A 15591-nucleotide genomic window follows, 5' to 3' on the forward strand; every position below is an offset into this window, starting at 1 on the left:
GATGGCTGTCGAATGTTTCACTTTATTGTAATGTCAACGCTATGATTCCTAAATACAGACAACTTTTCAACGAGCAATTTTCAATAGAAAAATATCAGGAATTTCAGGAAGATATAGCGGCCGATTTCAATTACATGCCGACTTTCAGAATGGCCGAAACCCCATTTTTCATTTCAAAGGAACTCAAAGCGCAATTGCTTGAAGGTTGTAATGACGTCATCAAACTGATCCAACAAGACAACTTTAAACAACTTACAGAAAAATCTTTAGAGCTTAATACCAAAGTTCCGAACGAAGACGAGCACACCACTTTCCTTGCGATTGATTTCGGGATTTGCGAAGAAAACGGAGCAGTGCTTCCAAAACTGATTGAAGTGCAAGGTTTTCCGTCGTTGTTCAATTACCAATATGTGCTGTACGATAAATTCAAAAAGTATTATCCGTTTCTTGAGGAACTGACGCCATTCATCAATGACATCACGTCGGAAGAATATCTCAAAATTATCGAAGACGCGATGTGTAACGGCTTGCCAAAAGAAAATGTGATTTTACTCGAAATCGAACCCGAAAAGCAAAATACCAAAATCGATTTCTACTATTGCAGACGTGATATCGGAATTCCGATCGTTTGCGTGACGGAACTCATCAAACAAGGCAAAAAACTTTATTACAAAAACGAACAAGGCGAACAAATTGAGGTCAAACGCATCTACAACCGCGTCATTTTCGACGAACTAGAATTGCGCAAAGATTTAAAACTCAACTTCAGTTTTTCTGACGATTTAGATTTGGAATGGGCCGGACATCCGAATTGGTTTTTCCGAATCAGCAAATTCATCCTTCCGTTTCTAAAAGGAAAATATTTTATCGAAACGACCTTACTCAGCGACTTGAAAGAAATTCCAACCGACCTCGAAAATTACGTTCTCAAACCGTTGTTTTCATTTTCTGGAAGCGGCGTCATTTTTCACGTGACCAAAGAAGATATCGAAGCGGTTACTGAAAAAGAATTGTATATCCTGCAGAAAAAAGTCAACTATATCCCAATTCTGCAATCGCCCGACGGCAAAGTCAAAGCCGAAGTTCGTGTGCTTTGCGTTTGGAATAAAGAAGATAAAACACCTACGCTATTGTGCAATCTCGTACGCTTGAGCCGCGGCGAAATGATCGGCGTCAAATTCAACAAAGACAAAGATTGGGTTGGCGGCACTTTAGGATTGTTTGAAAGGTAATTTTTAGAAGCTAATCCGGCTATCATTCTAATCTTTTTTTAGGATTTGCCTTCGCTAACGCTACGGCGAATCCTAAAAAAAGGATTTTCCCTTCTATCCGGGCTAGGCATCCCGAATACTATAAATCTCAGTGTAAATGTTTCACTTCCGCCTGCGCCACCACCGTAGCATAATCTTTCACCAACCTATCGGCGTAATTGTCCAATAATTCTAAGATGCGTTCATGTTTATCTGATTTTACGATCAATCCTGCGTGGTAATCTAGCGGCACTTTAAAACAAACTTCTGCATCGGAAAACGAAGACAAATCCGGATGTTGGTATTTCGATAAAGTCAATACAATTCCAGCATACCCTTTTTTGACTTTCGGCAATTTATATTCGATTCCTTTTGCCAAAGCATTTTCAATCGCAGCCCATTCAGCCCAAAGATTGATGTCCGAAGCCGAAGCCACCATTTCTGCCAAATGCGCCCCGCCAACCCGTGAAGAAGTTTCGAGGAAATAAATCTGACCGTTGTCTTCACATTTGATGAATTCGGTATGCGCCGCGCCGTGTTTCAATCCGAAGCCTTTAATCACCTGTTCGTTGACTTTCTTAATCGCTTTGTCATCTTCCGAATGGTACGGAATGTTGGCGCTTCTGAAAATACCGCCACCTTGAGAAATCTCCATCGGTGTTGCGAGATATTTCGATGTGATGCTGAACAAAATCTTACCGTCCATAATCAAACTGTCGCAATGATAAACAGCGCCGGGACGAAATTGCTCGACCAGATATTTAAAACGGTTGTTGCCCATTTCATTGATGTGAATCCACAAACTTTCCTTATCATGCACTTTGATAATCCCAGATGCCGAAGCTTCCGAGCGCGGTTTCAAAACCCACGGGGCCGGAATCGTATCGGCAAAAGTATTGATGTCATGGTCGTTGAAAAGCGAACAGAAATTCGGATTCGATATGCCGCAGCTTTTCGCTCGCATACGCATCGCAAGTTTGTCTCGGAAATAACGCCCTGTGGTTTGTCCCATGCCGTCAATGCGCAGGTTTTCCCGTAAATAAGTCGCCTTTTCGACATCGAAATCATCCAGTGCCACGATAGCATCAATCGTATTGTGCTTCATGAAATTGCTCACGCCCAGCAGCAAATGCTCCAGATTCCAATCGACGTCCTGCCCTTCCATAAAGAAAATATCGTCGATATATTCTACCGGCCAGGCTTTGTCGCGCAACTTTTCAGAAGTTACTAAGTATACTTTATTGCCAAGTTTTTTGAGGTTGATCAGAAAATCAGCGCCTTTAAAATAATTGGAAATACAAACGAAGGTTTTAGGTGCTTTGCTCATGGCTAAATATTTTCAATAAAATGCGTTAATAAATGGACACCGTAGGCTGTAGCGTGTTTGCTTTTAGCGAATTCATCATCCCCAAAAGCAACGCCTGCAATATCAAGATGCGCCCAAGCCGAATGGTTATCCGTGAAATATTCTAAAAATTTTGCGGCAGTAATAGCGCCTGCAACAGGTTTTCCGCTGTAGTTTTTCACATCGGCAATATCGCTTTCAATATCCGATTTGTAAGCATCCCACAAAGGCAAAGGCCATAAACGCTCCCCAATCTCATCACCGGATTGCTGCAATTTCTGGGCAATCGTTGGGTTGTTGGTAAACAATGCGCCGCATTCATAACCGAAAGTTCCGACGCTGCTTCCGGTTAAGGTAGCAATATCGACAATGATTTCAGGTTTGTAGTTTTTGATCAGATAAGATAATCCATCGGCAAGAATCAAGCGGCCTTCAGCATCGGTATCGATAATCTCAATGGTCGAGCCGTGGTAACTTTTAATGACGTCACTTGGCATGAATGAAGTACTGTCAACCGCATTCTCGCAACAAGGCACAATAGCAGTGACTTTTACGGGTAGTTTCAAATCGGCTATCAATTGCATCGCACCCAAAACAGCTGCGCCACCGGCCATATCACATTTCATATGAACCATTCCCGCGGTTTTGATGTTGAGTCCGCCCGTGTCGAAAGTGATGCCTTTTCCGACCAAACCGATATGTTTGACTCTTGGGATATCACCAGCCGGTTCGTAATTCATGATGATGAATTGCGGAGTTTTGTCGCTTCCCTTACCAACTGCCAAAAAAGCATCGAGGCCTTCTATTTTGCAGGCTGCTTCGTCGAGCGCTTTAGCTTCAAATCCATAAGTTGTTCCGCTATCCTGCGCCCATTTGGCAAGGTAAGTTGGCGTTACTGTATTGGGTGGTAAATCGACGAGGTACAAGATTTCGATTTGGGTCTTTGCTATTTTTATAGCGCGTAGAGCGGCTTGAGAAAAATCGGTTTTGGAAAGTAAGGCCAATTCAAAATCTTTGGCTGTAAACGGATGGCTGTCCTTTTTCTTGAAATGCCCTAATTGATAGGTTCCGAGACACAATCCAGAAATCGTAGCTTCGACTTGCTGCAAAGTAAAAACTTCAGGAATCATAAGAACAACATTCTTCCCAAACATCTCTTTTTCTTTGGAAGCTATTCGTCGCATTGTAGTTTTCAAACTGCTGTAATCAATCGTTTTCCCGAGTCCGATGAAAATGTGGATGCAATCGTATTTTTCAGCCACATAATAAGTATCTTTTTTTCCGTAGAATACTTTGGAAGAAATCGATACGCCGTGAAATTCTATCGGAACTACGTTTTTAGAAGTCGTCTCAAACACGGGAATCAGGATCACGCCTGAAAAGCCTTCGAGGTTTTCTATATTTTTTGTTTTCATTTATTAATCTTTAGTATTAAAAAATAGCCATTCAATCGCTTTGGGAAACTCGTCGCTCCAGTAAGTCTCGTTATGTTTTCCCTGCATATTGATGCTGAGTTTGATTTTCATTTTGCTCGATACGAATTCATTTTCAATCATCCGTTTTTTGAATTTCTTGACGTGTTCAATCATTGTCGCGCTTTCATCACCGCCGGCGTACAAATATATTTTGGTATCACTCGGTTCTGAGAAATCGATGTGTGTGAAATCCATTTTAGGAACAACCCACAACGACGGCGAAAAGATCATCAGTTTCCCATACACTTCCGGATACATCAAACCCGAAAAAATACTGACCAATCCGCCCATCGAACTGCCTCCGATTCCGGTTTGTTCGCGCTCGGTTTTCGTCCGGAAAGTTTTATCTACAAAAGGTTTCAAAGTATCTGTGATGAAACGAATATACTTTTTGCCTTGACCAACACCTAAGACGGTTTTGCCTACGTTGTATTCCTTGATGCGATCCTGTTCGGCGTGTTCAACAGCGATGATGATGATTTTTCCGATTTTGTATTCTGACATGACCGCCAATTTTTTATCGATTTCCCAGTTGCCGTATTTGGCTTTTTCGTTGAATAAATTCTGCGCATCCTGCAAATAAAGCACCGGATAGGTTTCGTTCGATTGCTCGTAATCATGCGGCAACAAAGCCCAAACCCTTCTGGTTTTATTGAGTTGCGGGATTTCAAATTCTTCAGAAATCAGATGCACTTTCGGAAGGAAATTTTGTTTGAACGGCAGCCAGTTTTTACGCCATTTATCCACGTGTTCTTTGCGGACGCCTTTGTGCTGCTTGCAAACGCGGTTTTCAGTTCGATTTCCGTATTGGTCAATTTCTACTTCACTCCAGTCGCCTTTGGTAAACTTGTAGAGCAATTCGTCGGGATAGACAAAATCGTGGGCAAACTTATAGTGGTAAAGGCCATTGCCTATTTTTTCCATTTCAAACGCCAAATCCTGTGTATGCCAATGGTTGAAATTCCCTGAAATGTAAACAGGCCGGTCATCATCTTCATCGGTCGTCAGTAAAATATTGAGTTGGGGCTCCTGGAGTTCGATATCAAAATCTTGGGCAACGGTATTCTTATTCTTGATCATAGTCATGCAAATCGGGCTTCTTCATTGGTTTAAAAAGTAAATATAACGTTTTGCGTTTTCAAATAAAAGAAAGTTCGGCGATAATATGACAGAATTTATGGATTGAAATAATTTAAACGGATTTATTGCCGATGTTTCAAAAAATCAAAATGAATTTCAAGGAATTTCAGCCTTTCACATAAAAAAACTGCCTACCGATTAAGGTAAGCAGTTCCATAAAAATAGGATGAAATTAAACCAATTAATGGCTCAATGTCACCATTTCTACACTGGGTCCGGCACTTACCAATCTTTTGCCTTCTTCAGTATTCGTGTATTGCTCAAAGTTTTTGATGTAGCGTGATGCCAAATCTAAAGCCCTGCGCTCCCATTCTGTGGCATCTTTATAAGTGGTTCTCGGATCGAGAATATCATCAACTCCTGGCAAAACCGTTGGAATCGTTAAGTTCAAATACGGAATTGTTTTGGTCGGCGCTTTGTCGATATCGCTGTTGATGATTGCATCGATGATGGCGCGCGTATTTTTCAACGAAATCCTTTTTCCGGTGCCATTCCAGCCTGTGTTCACAAGATAAGCTTTGGCATCGTGCTCTTTCATTTTTCCGATTAAGGTTTTAGAATACATAGTCGGATGCAAAGTCAAAAACGCTTCGCCGAATGCCGGAGAAAATGAAGGTTGCGGCTCGGTAATGCCTCTTTCGGTTCCTGCCAATTTAGAAGTGTAGCCGCAAAGGAAATGGTATTGCGCCTGATCGTCATCAAGAATGGAAACTGGAGGCAACACGCCAAACGCATCGGCAGACAAGTAAATGATTTTTTTGGCATGGCCCGCTTTTGAAGGCAACACGATTTTGTTGATGTGATAAATTGGATAAGAAACCCTTGAGTTTTCCGTGATGGAATGGTCGTAATAATCGACTTCGCCGTATTCGTTGACAATCACATTTTCTAGCAAAGCATCACGTTTGATGGCGCGCCAGATATCGGGTTCGTTTTCTTCGCTCAAATCAATTACTTTGGCGTAACAACCGCCTTCATAATTGAAAACGCCATTGTCGTCCCAACCGTGCTCGTCATCACCAATCAGATAGCGTTTCGGATCGGCAGATAAAGTGGTTTTTCCGGTTCCTGAAAGCCCGAAGAACACAGCGACATCGCCCGCTTCGCCTACATTCGCTGAGCAGTGCATTGACGCCATTCCTTTAAGAGGCAAATAATAATTCATCATAGAGAACATGCCTTTTTTCATTTCGCCACCATACCAAGTTCCACCAATAATTTGGATTTTTTCAGTAAGGTTGAACATCACGAAGTTTTCAGAATTCAGGCCTTGTTCTTTCCAGTTCGGATTCGTGGTTTTAGAGCCATTCATGACAATGAAATCGGGTTCTCCGAAATTTTCAAGTTCATAAATAGAAGGACGAATAAACATATTGGTCACGAAATGCGCCTGCCAGGCGACTTCCATAATGAAACGCACTTTGAGTCTTGTGTCAGCATTGGTGCCGCAGAAAGCATCGACAACATACAATTTTTTTGACATTGAAAGTTGTTTCAATACCAATGATTTCAATTCATCCCAAATCGGTTTGGTCGTTGGAAAATTGACTTTGTCGTCCCAATAAATCGTGTCTTTAGTGATTTCATCAGCTACTATATAACGGTCTTTTGGGGAACGTCCTGTAAAGATTCCTGTTTTAACGGCCACTGCGCCGGTATCCGTGATGGCGCCTTTCTCATATCCTTTTCTTTGGTGTGATACTTCGGCTTGAAACAACTCCTCGTAAGACGGATTGTAAGACACTTCATGGTATCCTGTGATGCCGAGTTCGTGGAGCTGTTGGATGACTTTAATATTTTTCATAATGCTACTTTTTAATGTTGTTTTTAGTTATTCAAAGTTCCCATTTTAGGGCGTCGAAAAAACTGATATTTATCATGGAAAATAAAAAGTTACGAAAACGTTTTCTTTGATTGATAAGGGTTTACGGCGCATCTTTATGACATATATCATACTATAGCTTGTATTAATGCCTAATTTTACATTCGAATAAATCCTTAAAAACGGAAAGCTATGTTTGATTGGTTTTATACTCTGTTTTCGCCGAATGAAAATCCCGACATCACGCAATCTTTGATTGTATTATTGTTGGCGATCAGTGTTGGTTTCTTTGCCGGAAAATTGCGCTTGGGCAGTATTACGTTAGGCGTTTCGGCGGTATTATTTGTTGGTATATTTTTAGGTCATTTTGGTTATCGAATGAATGGCGACCTTTTGGTTTTTGTACGCGATTTCGGATTGATTCTGTTTGTATACGGCATCGGAATTCAGGTCGGGCCTTCGTTCTTTGCATCTTTCAAAAAGGAAGGATTGCCCTTCAACGCTTTGGCGGTCGGAACGGTGCTTCTCGGCGGATTCATCACTTATCTTATTTTTACGATTACCCATATCAATATCGAAAATGCGGTCGGACTGATGTCAGGTTCCGTGACCAACACCCCCGGACTTGGAGCCGCAAAATCGACGTTGCAAGAAATACAGAACCACTTCCCTAATAAGACTTTCGACGATCCGGCAATTGCTTATGCGATCACTTATCCTTTGGGTGTTTTCGGGATTATCTTCACGATTATTTTAGCCAAATCAGTGTTTAAAATTGACCTTGAAAAAGAAAAAACCAACATAACCTCCTCAACAAATAGCTCTGAAAACGCGATTGTCCATGTGAAATGCAGAATCACAAATCCGGATATTGTCGGCAAAAGCATCTACCAGATTTTTAAGGAACTCGGTATTCACGACCTAATCATTTCGCGATTGAAAAATAGCGGTTCACAGATTGTTTATTCGCCATCTTTAGACACTAAAATCATGAAGAAAGACGTATTGATGGTCGTCGGATTACCACATAACGTTGAGGATTTCATCGCTAAAGTCGGAAAGGTTTCGACCGATTTGTTCATCGAATCAGAGCATGATGTGACGACCAAAAACATCTTCGTGACCAAAGCTTCGGCTACACATAAAACCTTAGCGGAATTGGATTTGTACAACAAATTTGACCTGAAAGTGACGCGCGTCTTCCGTTCCAGTATGGAATTATTAGCACAACCAAATTTACGCCTGAATTACGGCGACAAACTGCGCATCGTCGGCAATAAAGAAGCCATCGAAGAAGTCGAAAAAATCATTGGAAACTCAGAAAAACGTTTGCTTGAACCTGATTTTCTTTCGCTTTTTGGCGGATTAATTATTGGAATTATCGTCGGTTCAATTCCGATTTTTATTCCTTCATTGCCCGTTCCGATTAAGCTTGGTTTTGCGGCCGGGCCTTTGCTTACGGCTTTGTTTATAAGTAGGTATGGCGGTATTGGCGTGATCCATTCCTACATCAACAATGGCGCAGTCTATTTTATGAAAGATATGGGAATCTGTATGTTTTTTGCGGCGGTCGGCATTCATGCGGGCGAATCTTTTTATGCGAATTTTTTGCAATATAACGGCTGGCTCTGGATTTATTACGGTTGTTTCATTACGCTGATTCCGCTATTCATTATGGTGATTATTGGGCGTTTTGTGATGAAACTCAATTTCTACCAACTCGTCGGGCTCATGAGCGGCACTTATACCGATCCGGCGGCTTTGGCGTTCAGTACCAAGTACTTGGATTCGGATATTCCGACACAATCGTATGCAACGGTTTATCCACTCGTGACGATCTTTAGAATTTTTGTCGCGCAACTTTTGATTCTACTGCTTTACAAATAAATTGCAAGCTAAGTGGTGTTTGTAGGGAATTTAAACATTACAGTAGTTCCGAAATGTTCTTTGCTTTTGATAGAAAACTCGATGTTGAGCAACGTGCACAATCGATTGACAATAGACAATCCTAAACCGACGCCTTTCACTTCGGGATGTTCCAGAAATTTCGAACGGTAAAACGGATCGAGAATTTTATCGAAATCGGCTTTGGGAATACCGATGCCGTTGTCGGTAATCGTGCCGGTCAAATAGTGTTTGTTTTCTGAAAACGCCAAGGTTACTTCACCTTCATCTTTCGAGTATTTAATGGCATTTGACAATAAATTGCTCAGAATAATTGAAACCAGATATTCATCGGAATTGATGTAATAATCCTTTTCAAAATCGTACTTGAAGGTCAGTTTTTTGAGATTGATTTTTTGAGAATAACGCGTCAGAATATCCAGAATCAAAGCGTTAAGATAGACGGGTTCATTTTTAGTATTGAGCTTCTGGTTCTCGAATCTGGCGAGCAACAACAATTCATCAACCAAATGATTTAAGCGATCTACTTCCTTAATGCAATAGTTGATTTTTTCTACATATTCTGCCTGATTTCTGGGCTTGCGAACCAGAACTTCCAATGTTCCTTTGAGAATTGCAAGCGGTGTGCGCAATTCGTGTGAAGCATCCGAGGTGAACTGTTTTTCACGCGCGACGGCATTCTCAATCCGGTCTAAAAGGTCGTTGATGGTTTTCGAAAGCTCGAACAATTCATCTTTATAATGCGGCAACGGAATTCTTGACTTTAGGTTTTCAGTAGAAATGACACTCGCAGTATTGGTAATCTGCGTAATCGGCTTGATACTTTTGCCGGCGATAAATTGTGTGATGAAAAAGAAAGAAAACAATACAATGATATAGGATAACAGTAAAATGGTGTTGAGATTTGCCATGACCGTATTCTCTTCTTCAAGCGATTTGGCAATCAGCAGATAACCTAATATTTTGCCTTCCTGAAAAACAGGCACCTGTACCTGCCGAATAAATTGCTTGTTGAGTTCCGTATCAGAATAATATTTACCTTCAACAGATAGGTTGAGTTTGAGATTGTCATTTTTGAGGTTGGGTGATTTCAGTATCGGAACACCATTCGGATTATAGATTTGTACGAAAACAGGATCGATCGTAATTTCGTTATGTTCCTTTTCTTCCCATTCTGCGATATTGATCCATTGGTAGATATCATGCTCAAAATTCATTTCAGAGAAATGGAGTTTAATTTCATGTTCAAGATCATGATTGATATCGCTGTAAATACTGTATTTTACCGTGGCATAAATAGCAACAAAAAGCAACGCCACGATCAAAGCCGTACTGATGAGGAAATTGAAAGCCAGCCTGTTTTTGAATGAAAACCTGAACATAATTAGTCGTTTGAACTGGCTATATAACCTACGCCACGAATCGTTTTGATGAGTTCTTCTTTGTGGATGCCCAGTTTCTTGCGGATCGAGTTGATAAAAACATCAATGACGCCCGTATCGTATTCGTAATGAATGCCCCAGACTTCCTCGATGATTTGGTTTCTGGTACAGACTGTGTCCTTGTTCTTGATCAGGAACAACAACAATTCGAATTCGCGCTGTGTGAAGACAATTTCCTTATGGTCAAATAAAACCTGGTATTTCGATTGGATAATGGTGATACCGCCCAAAGTATGTTCATCGGTTTCCTTATCGGCCCTGAAATGAATTTTGATGCGCACCACGAGTTCTTCAAAAGAAAAAGGCTTTTTGATATAATCGTTGGCACCGGCTTTCAAACCTTCAATGGTTTCTTCTACGGTATCTTTTGCAGTCAGAAAAATAATTGGGGTTTTGGTATCGGTTTTTCTGATGGCCTTGCAGATTTCGATACCGGTCATTTTGGGTAAAATCCAGTCCAATAAAATCAGATCGACTTTTTGGTTTTGCGAAATTTCATATCCTTTCTTGCCGTCATGGGCTACAATCACTTCATAACCTTCTTCCTCCAAGCCTTGTTTCAGGAAATTGGCGATACCGGTTTCGTCCTCAACAATGAGAATTTTCATGCTAATTATTGTTTTGATTTCTTAATCTCTGCAAATACAAATCTATTCTTAAAAAGGCAAAAAACATAACCCAAGACAGATTAAGTAAATATTAAGATAAGATTAATTGGTTAATTAAAACCAACATGTTAATTTTGACCTACATTAGCTCAAAATCTTCATGATGCCCCTACAAAAAATCAAACCTTTTTTCTATCTCGCCTGTTTTTCCCTTTTTGTCAGTTTCGTTTTGCGGCTGATTTTGTTGTTTCACCCAATCACACAAGCGCATTTTTCATTTCTCGATCTATCGAAGATCTTTGTTTTCGGACTAGTTTCAGATACTTTTATTTTTATCCTTGCGGCGTTTTTTTTGTGGCTGTACCTGCTGTTCGTTTCCAATGCTAAATATGCAAAACCCTACGGATACATTATTTTTGGCTGTTTAGTGGCGTTGTGGCTTTACGTGACTTTTGGCAATACGATTTTCAATGAATACGGCGGTGTTTTGCCCGAAATCGCGATGTATTTCATTGGGTTGAAAACCTTATTGTTCGGCTTTATGCTTTTCCTTCCAAAATACCGGACTGTCATTCGTCATTGGCTGTTTACGTTTGTTATTTTTATTTACGTGCTGCTGATCATACAAAATGTTATCAGCGAATATTTCTTCTGGAATGAATTCGGCGTGCGATACAATTTCATAGCCGTAGATTATCTGATCTACACCAACGAAGTCATCGGCAACATCATGGAATCTTATCCTGTGATTCCTATTTTTATTGTATTGTTTTTAGTGACGGGATTCATTACCCATTTCATTGTCAAAAAATCTAAAGAAATCCTTGAGAACATTCCTTCGATAGCCGTCAAATTGAAACTATCACTTGTCTATTTGACTTTGGTAGCGATTGCTCTGGCGGTAGTTCCGTTTTTATCGGGCAAAGAAAACTCCCAGAATATCTTTGCGAACGAATTGCAGGCCAACGGGATTTATAAGTTCTATTCGGCTTTTATGAACAACGAGCTTGATTATTTCAAATTCTATAAAACAATACCGGAACAGGAAGCCTATAAGATTTTAGAGCAACAAAACCCTTTGCTTGCTGATAATCTGATGCAGAATATCAAAAGTGATTCGATAGCAAAACACAAAAATGTGGTACTGATTACCATTGAAAGTTACAGCGCCGATTTTCTCAAACATTATGGCAACGAAAACAACCTCACGCCGTTTTTAGACAGTCTGGCCGATAAGAGTTTGATGTTTACCAATCTATACGCTGTGGGCAACAGAACGGTTCGAGGGCTCGAAGCCGTTACTTTGTGTTTGCCGCCAACCGCCGGGGAAAGCGTCATCAAACGGAAAGACAACAAAAACAAATTTACTACAGGAAATCTATTCAAAAAACAAGGGTATCAGGTTAAATTTTTATACGGTGGCGATGCCTATTTTGACAATATGCAGGATTTTTATCAAGGCAACGGTTATGAGATCATCGACAAGAAATCGTTTCAGCCTAATGAAATCACCTTTTCAAATGTTTGGGGTGTTTGCGATGAAGACATGGCCAAGAAAGCGATTCAGACCATGAATGCCGAAGCCAAAACCGGCAAACCCTTCTTCAACCATTGGATGACCGTGAGCAATCACAGACCGTTCACTTATCCGAACAACCGCATTGATATTCCCGGAGACGCTAAATCGCGTGATGGTGGCGTAAAATATACCGATTTCGCATTGAAGCAATTCTTTGCGATGGCCAAAAAGCAGTCTTGGTATGAAAATACCGTTTTTGTAATCCTCGCCGACCATTGTGCCTCGAGTGCCGGAAAAACAGAACTTCCGTTAGATAAATACAGAATTCCCGCGATGATTTACAGCCCGAAAGATATTCCGGCGCAGCATTTCCCAAAACTGATGTCACAGATTGATGTGATGCCGACCTTGTTCGGGTTATTGAATTTCAGTTACCAGAGTAAATTTTTCGGTCAGGATGTGCTTCAACCTCAATACAAACCAAGAGCATTTGTGGCAACCTATCAGAATTTAGGATTCATCAAAGACAGCGTACTCACAATCTTATCGCCTAAACAAGCCGTCAAACAATACCAATTGAAAGTCAGTCCGGGTCAAAAATTAGGGCCTGATTTCCAATTGTATTACGATGAAAACCCAATATCCAAAACACGCGAGGATTTAGTAAAGGAAACCGTTGCTTATTACCAAACGGCTTCCGATCTTTTGAAAAAGAAAAAATACCAAAAGTAAACGCTTTTAGTCTTTATCTTCGGATTCCATTTTTTGAACCGCTGCGCCATTCGCATCAGTTCTGATTTCCGTATGACGCACTTCACCGCCAGTGGTTCCGGTTTCTTTGCCAAGATATACAGCAACAATACCAAAGATTAAAGCTAAGTAAGTAATGAGTTTCGCTTTACTGTGGTTTTTAATGTTGAGTATCAGTCCAAGAATAGAAATCGCTCCTAAAACATACAATACCAAGGCTAATTTTTCAGCCATTTCTTCATGTTCGTGGATGATTTGTTTTCCTACGCTCGGCAAGTCTTCGACCATTTCTTCAGCGCCTTCGCCCGTAGACATTGAAGCAAAAGCAAAAAGAGCCGCTACAATAAAAATAAAATAAGCCGTGTTGATCGTGGTTTTGTTTTTCAATAACAATCCAGCGATTAAGATTCCAAAGCCAAAAATAGTCCCGATGATCGGAAAATGATTGACTACCAAATGCCAGTGTGCGTCGTTCATGGTGTTTAATTTAAATGATTAAAAATGTAGTTATTGTTATAGAAAGTGAAACCAAGTAAACCCTACTCGATGCGTTTGACTCAGTCTAACCCTTTCGGCCTCGGTAATATAAAAAGTTTGGCGCCGACAGAAATTTTATCGTTAAGACTTGGTATTCTTTTTCAATAACGACAAATATTCCTGAGGCGTTTCGTTATTGTAGACGCCGGTTTTTAGTGCAATTTTAGCTTCTTTATTCAAAACCACGACATGAGGAAAAAAGCCATCTTTGTTATATTTTTCTACAATCAACAGGTTTTTCTGCAATTGTTCTTTGTCATCTTGCTGGTACGAGAAATCGATTTTTACCATCACGTAATTATCATCCGCAAAAGCTAGAAATTCCGGCGATTTGAACACTTTCTGTTCAAGTTTGACACACGTATCGCAGTGTTCGGGTACAGAGAAAAACAACAACACTTTTTTATTTTGCTGGGCGGCTTCTTTGAGCCCGAAGTCTAAATCGCGAATCCATTGCTGAGCGTTTGAATTCATAATACTACCGCAAAGCAACATTAAAGAAAGCATCGATTTCATAGCCATGAAAATTAAAATTACATTCAAAAATACGACTTAATCCTCAATAAACAGTAAGGTTTTTGAATAAGTAATGAACTAAAACCCAATTTCTTTTGCTACTTTCGTTTCAATCAATTTTCCTTGCCATGGACCGTTACCGAGAAACCTTCAACACCTGGAATAAAGTCGCAGAACTTTATCAGGAGAAGTTTATGAATCTGGATTTGTATAATGAAAGTTACGACTTGTTTTGTGAAGCCATCACGATTCAAAATGCTAAGCTATTAGAACTAGGCTGCGGCCCGGGAAACATTACGAAATACCTTTTGGAGAAAAGGCCGGATTTCAAAATACAAGCTGTTGACATCGCGCCAAACATGATTCAATTAGCGCAACAAAACATTCCTAATGCCACTTTCAAAGTCATGGATGTTCGGGAAATTAATTCCATTGAAAAACAATTCGATGCAATTATGTGCGGATTTTGTATTCCGTATTTATCCGAATCCGATGTGTCAAAACTGGTTGCTGATTGTCATCAATTACTGAAAGAAAATGGCCTGCTCTATTTGAGTTTTGTAGCTGGAGATTATACGGATTCCGGTTACCAAAAAGGCAGCAGCGGAGATCGTACTTATTTCTATTACCATAATTTAGAAAAAACCGTACATGTGCTTGAAATCCAAGGTTTTACTATTGAAAAATTAATGACGGTAAACTATAAATACAATAACGGAAAAGAAGAAAAGCATACGGTATTAATCCCCAAAAAATCAAGCACTTGATGAAGTTTATTTCTCTTGAAAATTGCTGGTTCTACGATTTGTTTCCAAGGTTAGAATGACTTCTTTTAAATTTGAGATTTGATTTCTTAAGTTATTATTCTCCATATTTCTGTTCTTGATTTCTGCTTTATAAAAAATATTCTGCTCCTTTAATAATTCGATTTGACTTTCAAGCGAATCTATCAATTTTCCGGAATGGGAATCAATAGATTCGATGACCGAGCCTTGATCCGCATTATCTCGATTAGCATGGCTTATCTGAATTTTATGCCCTCCGATTAATTTAAAGATATCGACTTCAAGGACTGTGGCTATGTCTTTCAAAATGTTGATATCCATCTTATGTTTGTTGTTTTCGATTTTAGAATAAGTAGATTGGCTTATCCCTAATTTGTCATAAATCACTTGGGCTTTAATGTCTTTTTCAATACGATACTTCCTAATAGCTTGGCCTATATTCATAATATCTTAGGTTATAAAAAGTTTATCTTAGTTAGAAAAACAAAGATAAAAGA

General features: G+C 39.9%; 13 protein-coding genes. 4 read left to right on the top strand and 9 right to left on the bottom strand.

The features are described from left to right. Positions 1 to 41: 41 nt before the first annotated feature. Positions 42 to 1232: a hypothetical protein gene (locus Q0058_RS09660; RefSeq protein WP_298223327.1), complete on the top strand. Its 1191-nt coding sequence runs from the start codon at positions 42 to 44 to the stop codon at positions 1230 to 1232. 127 nt (positions 1233 to 1359) lie between these two features. On the opposite strand, the gene Q0058_RS09665 is transcribed toward Q0058_RS09660, so the two are convergent. From Q0058_RS09665 to pckA, 4 genes are all read right to left on the bottom strand, one after another. Beyond that, the gene (locus Q0058_RS09665) at positions 1360 to 2577 is read right to left on the bottom strand and encodes an ATP-grasp domain-containing protein (RefSeq protein ID WP_298223329.1); all 1218 of its coding nucleotides are present in this window, start codon (positions 2575 to 2577) and stop codon (positions 1360 to 1362) included. Between the two features lie 2 nt (positions 2578 to 2579). Continuing rightward, positions 2580 to 4010, bottom strand: coding sequence for a M17 family metallopeptidase (locus Q0058_RS09670; protein ID WP_298223331.1), 1431 nt, complete (start codon positions 4008 to 4010; stop codon positions 2580 to 2582). Between the two features lie 3 nt (positions 4011 to 4013). After that, positions 4014 to 5150 carry an alpha/beta hydrolase-fold protein gene (locus tag Q0058_RS09675; protein WP_298223333.1) on the bottom strand — a complete coding sequence of 379 codons (1137 nt, stop codon included), beginning with the start codon at positions 5148 to 5150 and terminating at the stop codon, positions 4014 to 4016. A 241-nt stretch (positions 5151 to 5391) separates the two neighbouring features. After that, positions 5392 to 7014, bottom strand: a complete 1623-nt coding sequence (gene pckA, locus Q0058_RS09680; RefSeq protein ID WP_298223335.1) for a phosphoenolpyruvate carboxykinase (ATP) — start codon at positions 7012 to 7014, stop codon at positions 5392 to 5394. A gap of 210 nt (positions 7015 to 7224) precedes the next feature. Between pckA and Q0058_RS09685 the strand changes: the two genes are divergently transcribed. Further along, positions 7225 to 8919: a putative transporter gene (locus Q0058_RS09685; protein WP_298223337.1), complete on the top strand. Its 1695-nt coding sequence runs from the start codon at positions 7225 to 7227 to the stop codon at positions 8917 to 8919. An 8-nt stretch (positions 8920 to 8927) separates the two neighbouring features. On the opposite strand, the gene Q0058_RS09690 is transcribed toward Q0058_RS09685, so the two are convergent. Together Q0058_RS09690 and Q0058_RS09695 are read right to left on the bottom strand one after the other, a co-directional pair. Then, positions 8928 to 10319, bottom strand: a complete 1392-nt coding sequence (locus Q0058_RS09690) for a HAMP domain-containing sensor histidine kinase (protein ID WP_298223339.1) — start codon at positions 10317 to 10319, stop codon at positions 8928 to 8930. A 2-nt stretch (positions 10320 to 10321) separates the two neighbouring features. Then, on the bottom strand, positions 10322 to 10987 hold the full coding sequence (locus tag Q0058_RS09695) for a response regulator transcription factor (RefSeq protein WP_298223341.1): 666 nt from the start codon (positions 10985 to 10987) through the stop codon (positions 10322 to 10324). Positions 10988 to 11147: 160 nt separating this feature from the next. Between Q0058_RS09695 and Q0058_RS09700 the strand changes: the two genes are divergently transcribed. Then, entirely contained in the window at positions 11148 to 13238 is a 2091-nt protein-coding gene (locus tag Q0058_RS09700; protein ID WP_298223343.1) for an LTA synthase family protein, read from the top strand. 6 nt (positions 13239 to 13244) lie between these two features. On the opposite strand, the gene Q0058_RS09705 is transcribed toward Q0058_RS09700, so the two are convergent. Beyond that, positions 13245 to 13733 (bottom strand): hypothetical protein, encoded by a 489-nt coding sequence (locus tag Q0058_RS09705; protein ID WP_298223345.1) that lies wholly within the window; start codon positions 13731 to 13733, stop codon positions 13245 to 13247. Between the two features lie 141 nt (positions 13734 to 13874). Next, positions 13875 to 14309 (bottom strand): thioredoxin family protein, encoded by a 435-nt coding sequence (locus Q0058_RS09710; protein ID WP_298223347.1) that lies wholly within the window; start codon positions 14307 to 14309, stop codon positions 13875 to 13877. A 128-nt stretch (positions 14310 to 14437) separates the two neighbouring features. Between Q0058_RS09710 and Q0058_RS09715 the strand changes: the two genes are divergently transcribed. Continuing rightward, positions 14438 to 15076 (top strand): class I SAM-dependent methyltransferase, encoded by a 639-nt coding sequence (locus Q0058_RS09715; protein WP_298223350.1) that lies wholly within the window; start codon positions 14438 to 14440, stop codon positions 15074 to 15076. Between the two features lie 6 nt (positions 15077 to 15082). Here the strand turns inward: Q0058_RS09715 and Q0058_RS09720 are convergent, their stop codons facing one another. After that, positions 15083 to 15538 carry a helix-turn-helix domain-containing protein gene (locus tag Q0058_RS09720; protein WP_298223352.1) on the bottom strand — a complete coding sequence of 152 codons (456 nt, stop codon included), beginning with the start codon at positions 15536 to 15538 and terminating at the stop codon, positions 15083 to 15085. Between the last annotated feature and the right edge of the window lie 53 nt (positions 15539 to 15591).

Source organism: Flavobacterium sp. (genome assembly GCF_027484705.1).
In the GTDB taxonomy this organism is placed as follows: Bacteria; Bacteroidota; Bacteroidia; order Flavobacteriales; family Flavobacteriaceae; genus Flavobacterium.

What these genes read in the sequence shown, in the direction of transcription:
- Q0058_RS09660 (WP_298223327.1), top strand. Translation starts at nt 42, where the DNA reads ATGATTCCTAAATACAGACAACTTTTCAACGAGCAATTTTCAATAGAA.
- Q0058_RS09665 (WP_298223329.1), bottom strand. Translation starts at nt 2,577, where the DNA reads ATGAGCAAAGCACCTAAAACCTTCGTTTGTATTTCCAATTATTTTAAA.
- Q0058_RS09670 (WP_298223331.1), bottom strand. Translation starts at nt 4,010, where the DNA reads ATGAAAACAAAAAATATAGAAAACCTCGAAGGCTTTTCAGGCGTGATC.
- Q0058_RS09675 (WP_298223333.1), bottom strand. Translation starts at nt 5,150, where the DNA reads ATGATCAAGAATAAGAATACCGTTGCCCAAGATTTTGATATCGAACTC.
- pckA (WP_298223335.1), bottom strand. Translation starts at nt 7,014, where the DNA reads ATGAAAAATATTAAAGTCATCCAACAGCTCCACGAACTCGGCATCACA.
- Q0058_RS09685 (WP_298223337.1), top strand. Translation starts at nt 7,225, where the DNA reads ATGTTTGATTGGTTTTATACTCTGTTTTCGCCGAATGAAAATCCCGAC.
- Q0058_RS09690 (WP_298223339.1), bottom strand. Translation starts at nt 10,319, where the DNA reads ATGTTCAGGTTTTCATTCAAAAACAGGCTGGCTTTCAATTTCCTCATC.
- Q0058_RS09695 (WP_298223341.1), bottom strand. Translation starts at nt 10,987, where the DNA reads ATGAAAATTCTCATTGTTGAGGACGAAACCGGTATCGCCAATTTCCTG.
- Q0058_RS09700 (WP_298223343.1), top strand. Translation starts at nt 11,148, where the DNA reads ATGATGCCCCTACAAAAAATCAAACCTTTTTTCTATCTCGCCTGTTTT.
- Q0058_RS09705 (WP_298223345.1), bottom strand. Translation starts at nt 13,733, where the DNA reads ATGAACGACGCACACTGGCATTTGGTAGTCAATCATTTTCCGATCATC.
- Q0058_RS09710 (WP_298223347.1), bottom strand. Translation starts at nt 14,309, where the DNA reads ATGAAATCGATGCTTTCTTTAATGTTGCTTTGCGGTAGTATTATGAAT.
- Q0058_RS09715 (WP_298223350.1), top strand. Translation starts at nt 14,438, where the DNA reads ATGGACCGTTACCGAGAAACCTTCAACACCTGGAATAAAGTCGCAGAA.
- Q0058_RS09720 (WP_298223352.1), bottom strand. Translation starts at nt 15,538, where the DNA reads ATGAATATAGGCCAAGCTATTAGGAAGTATCGTATTGAAAAAGACATT.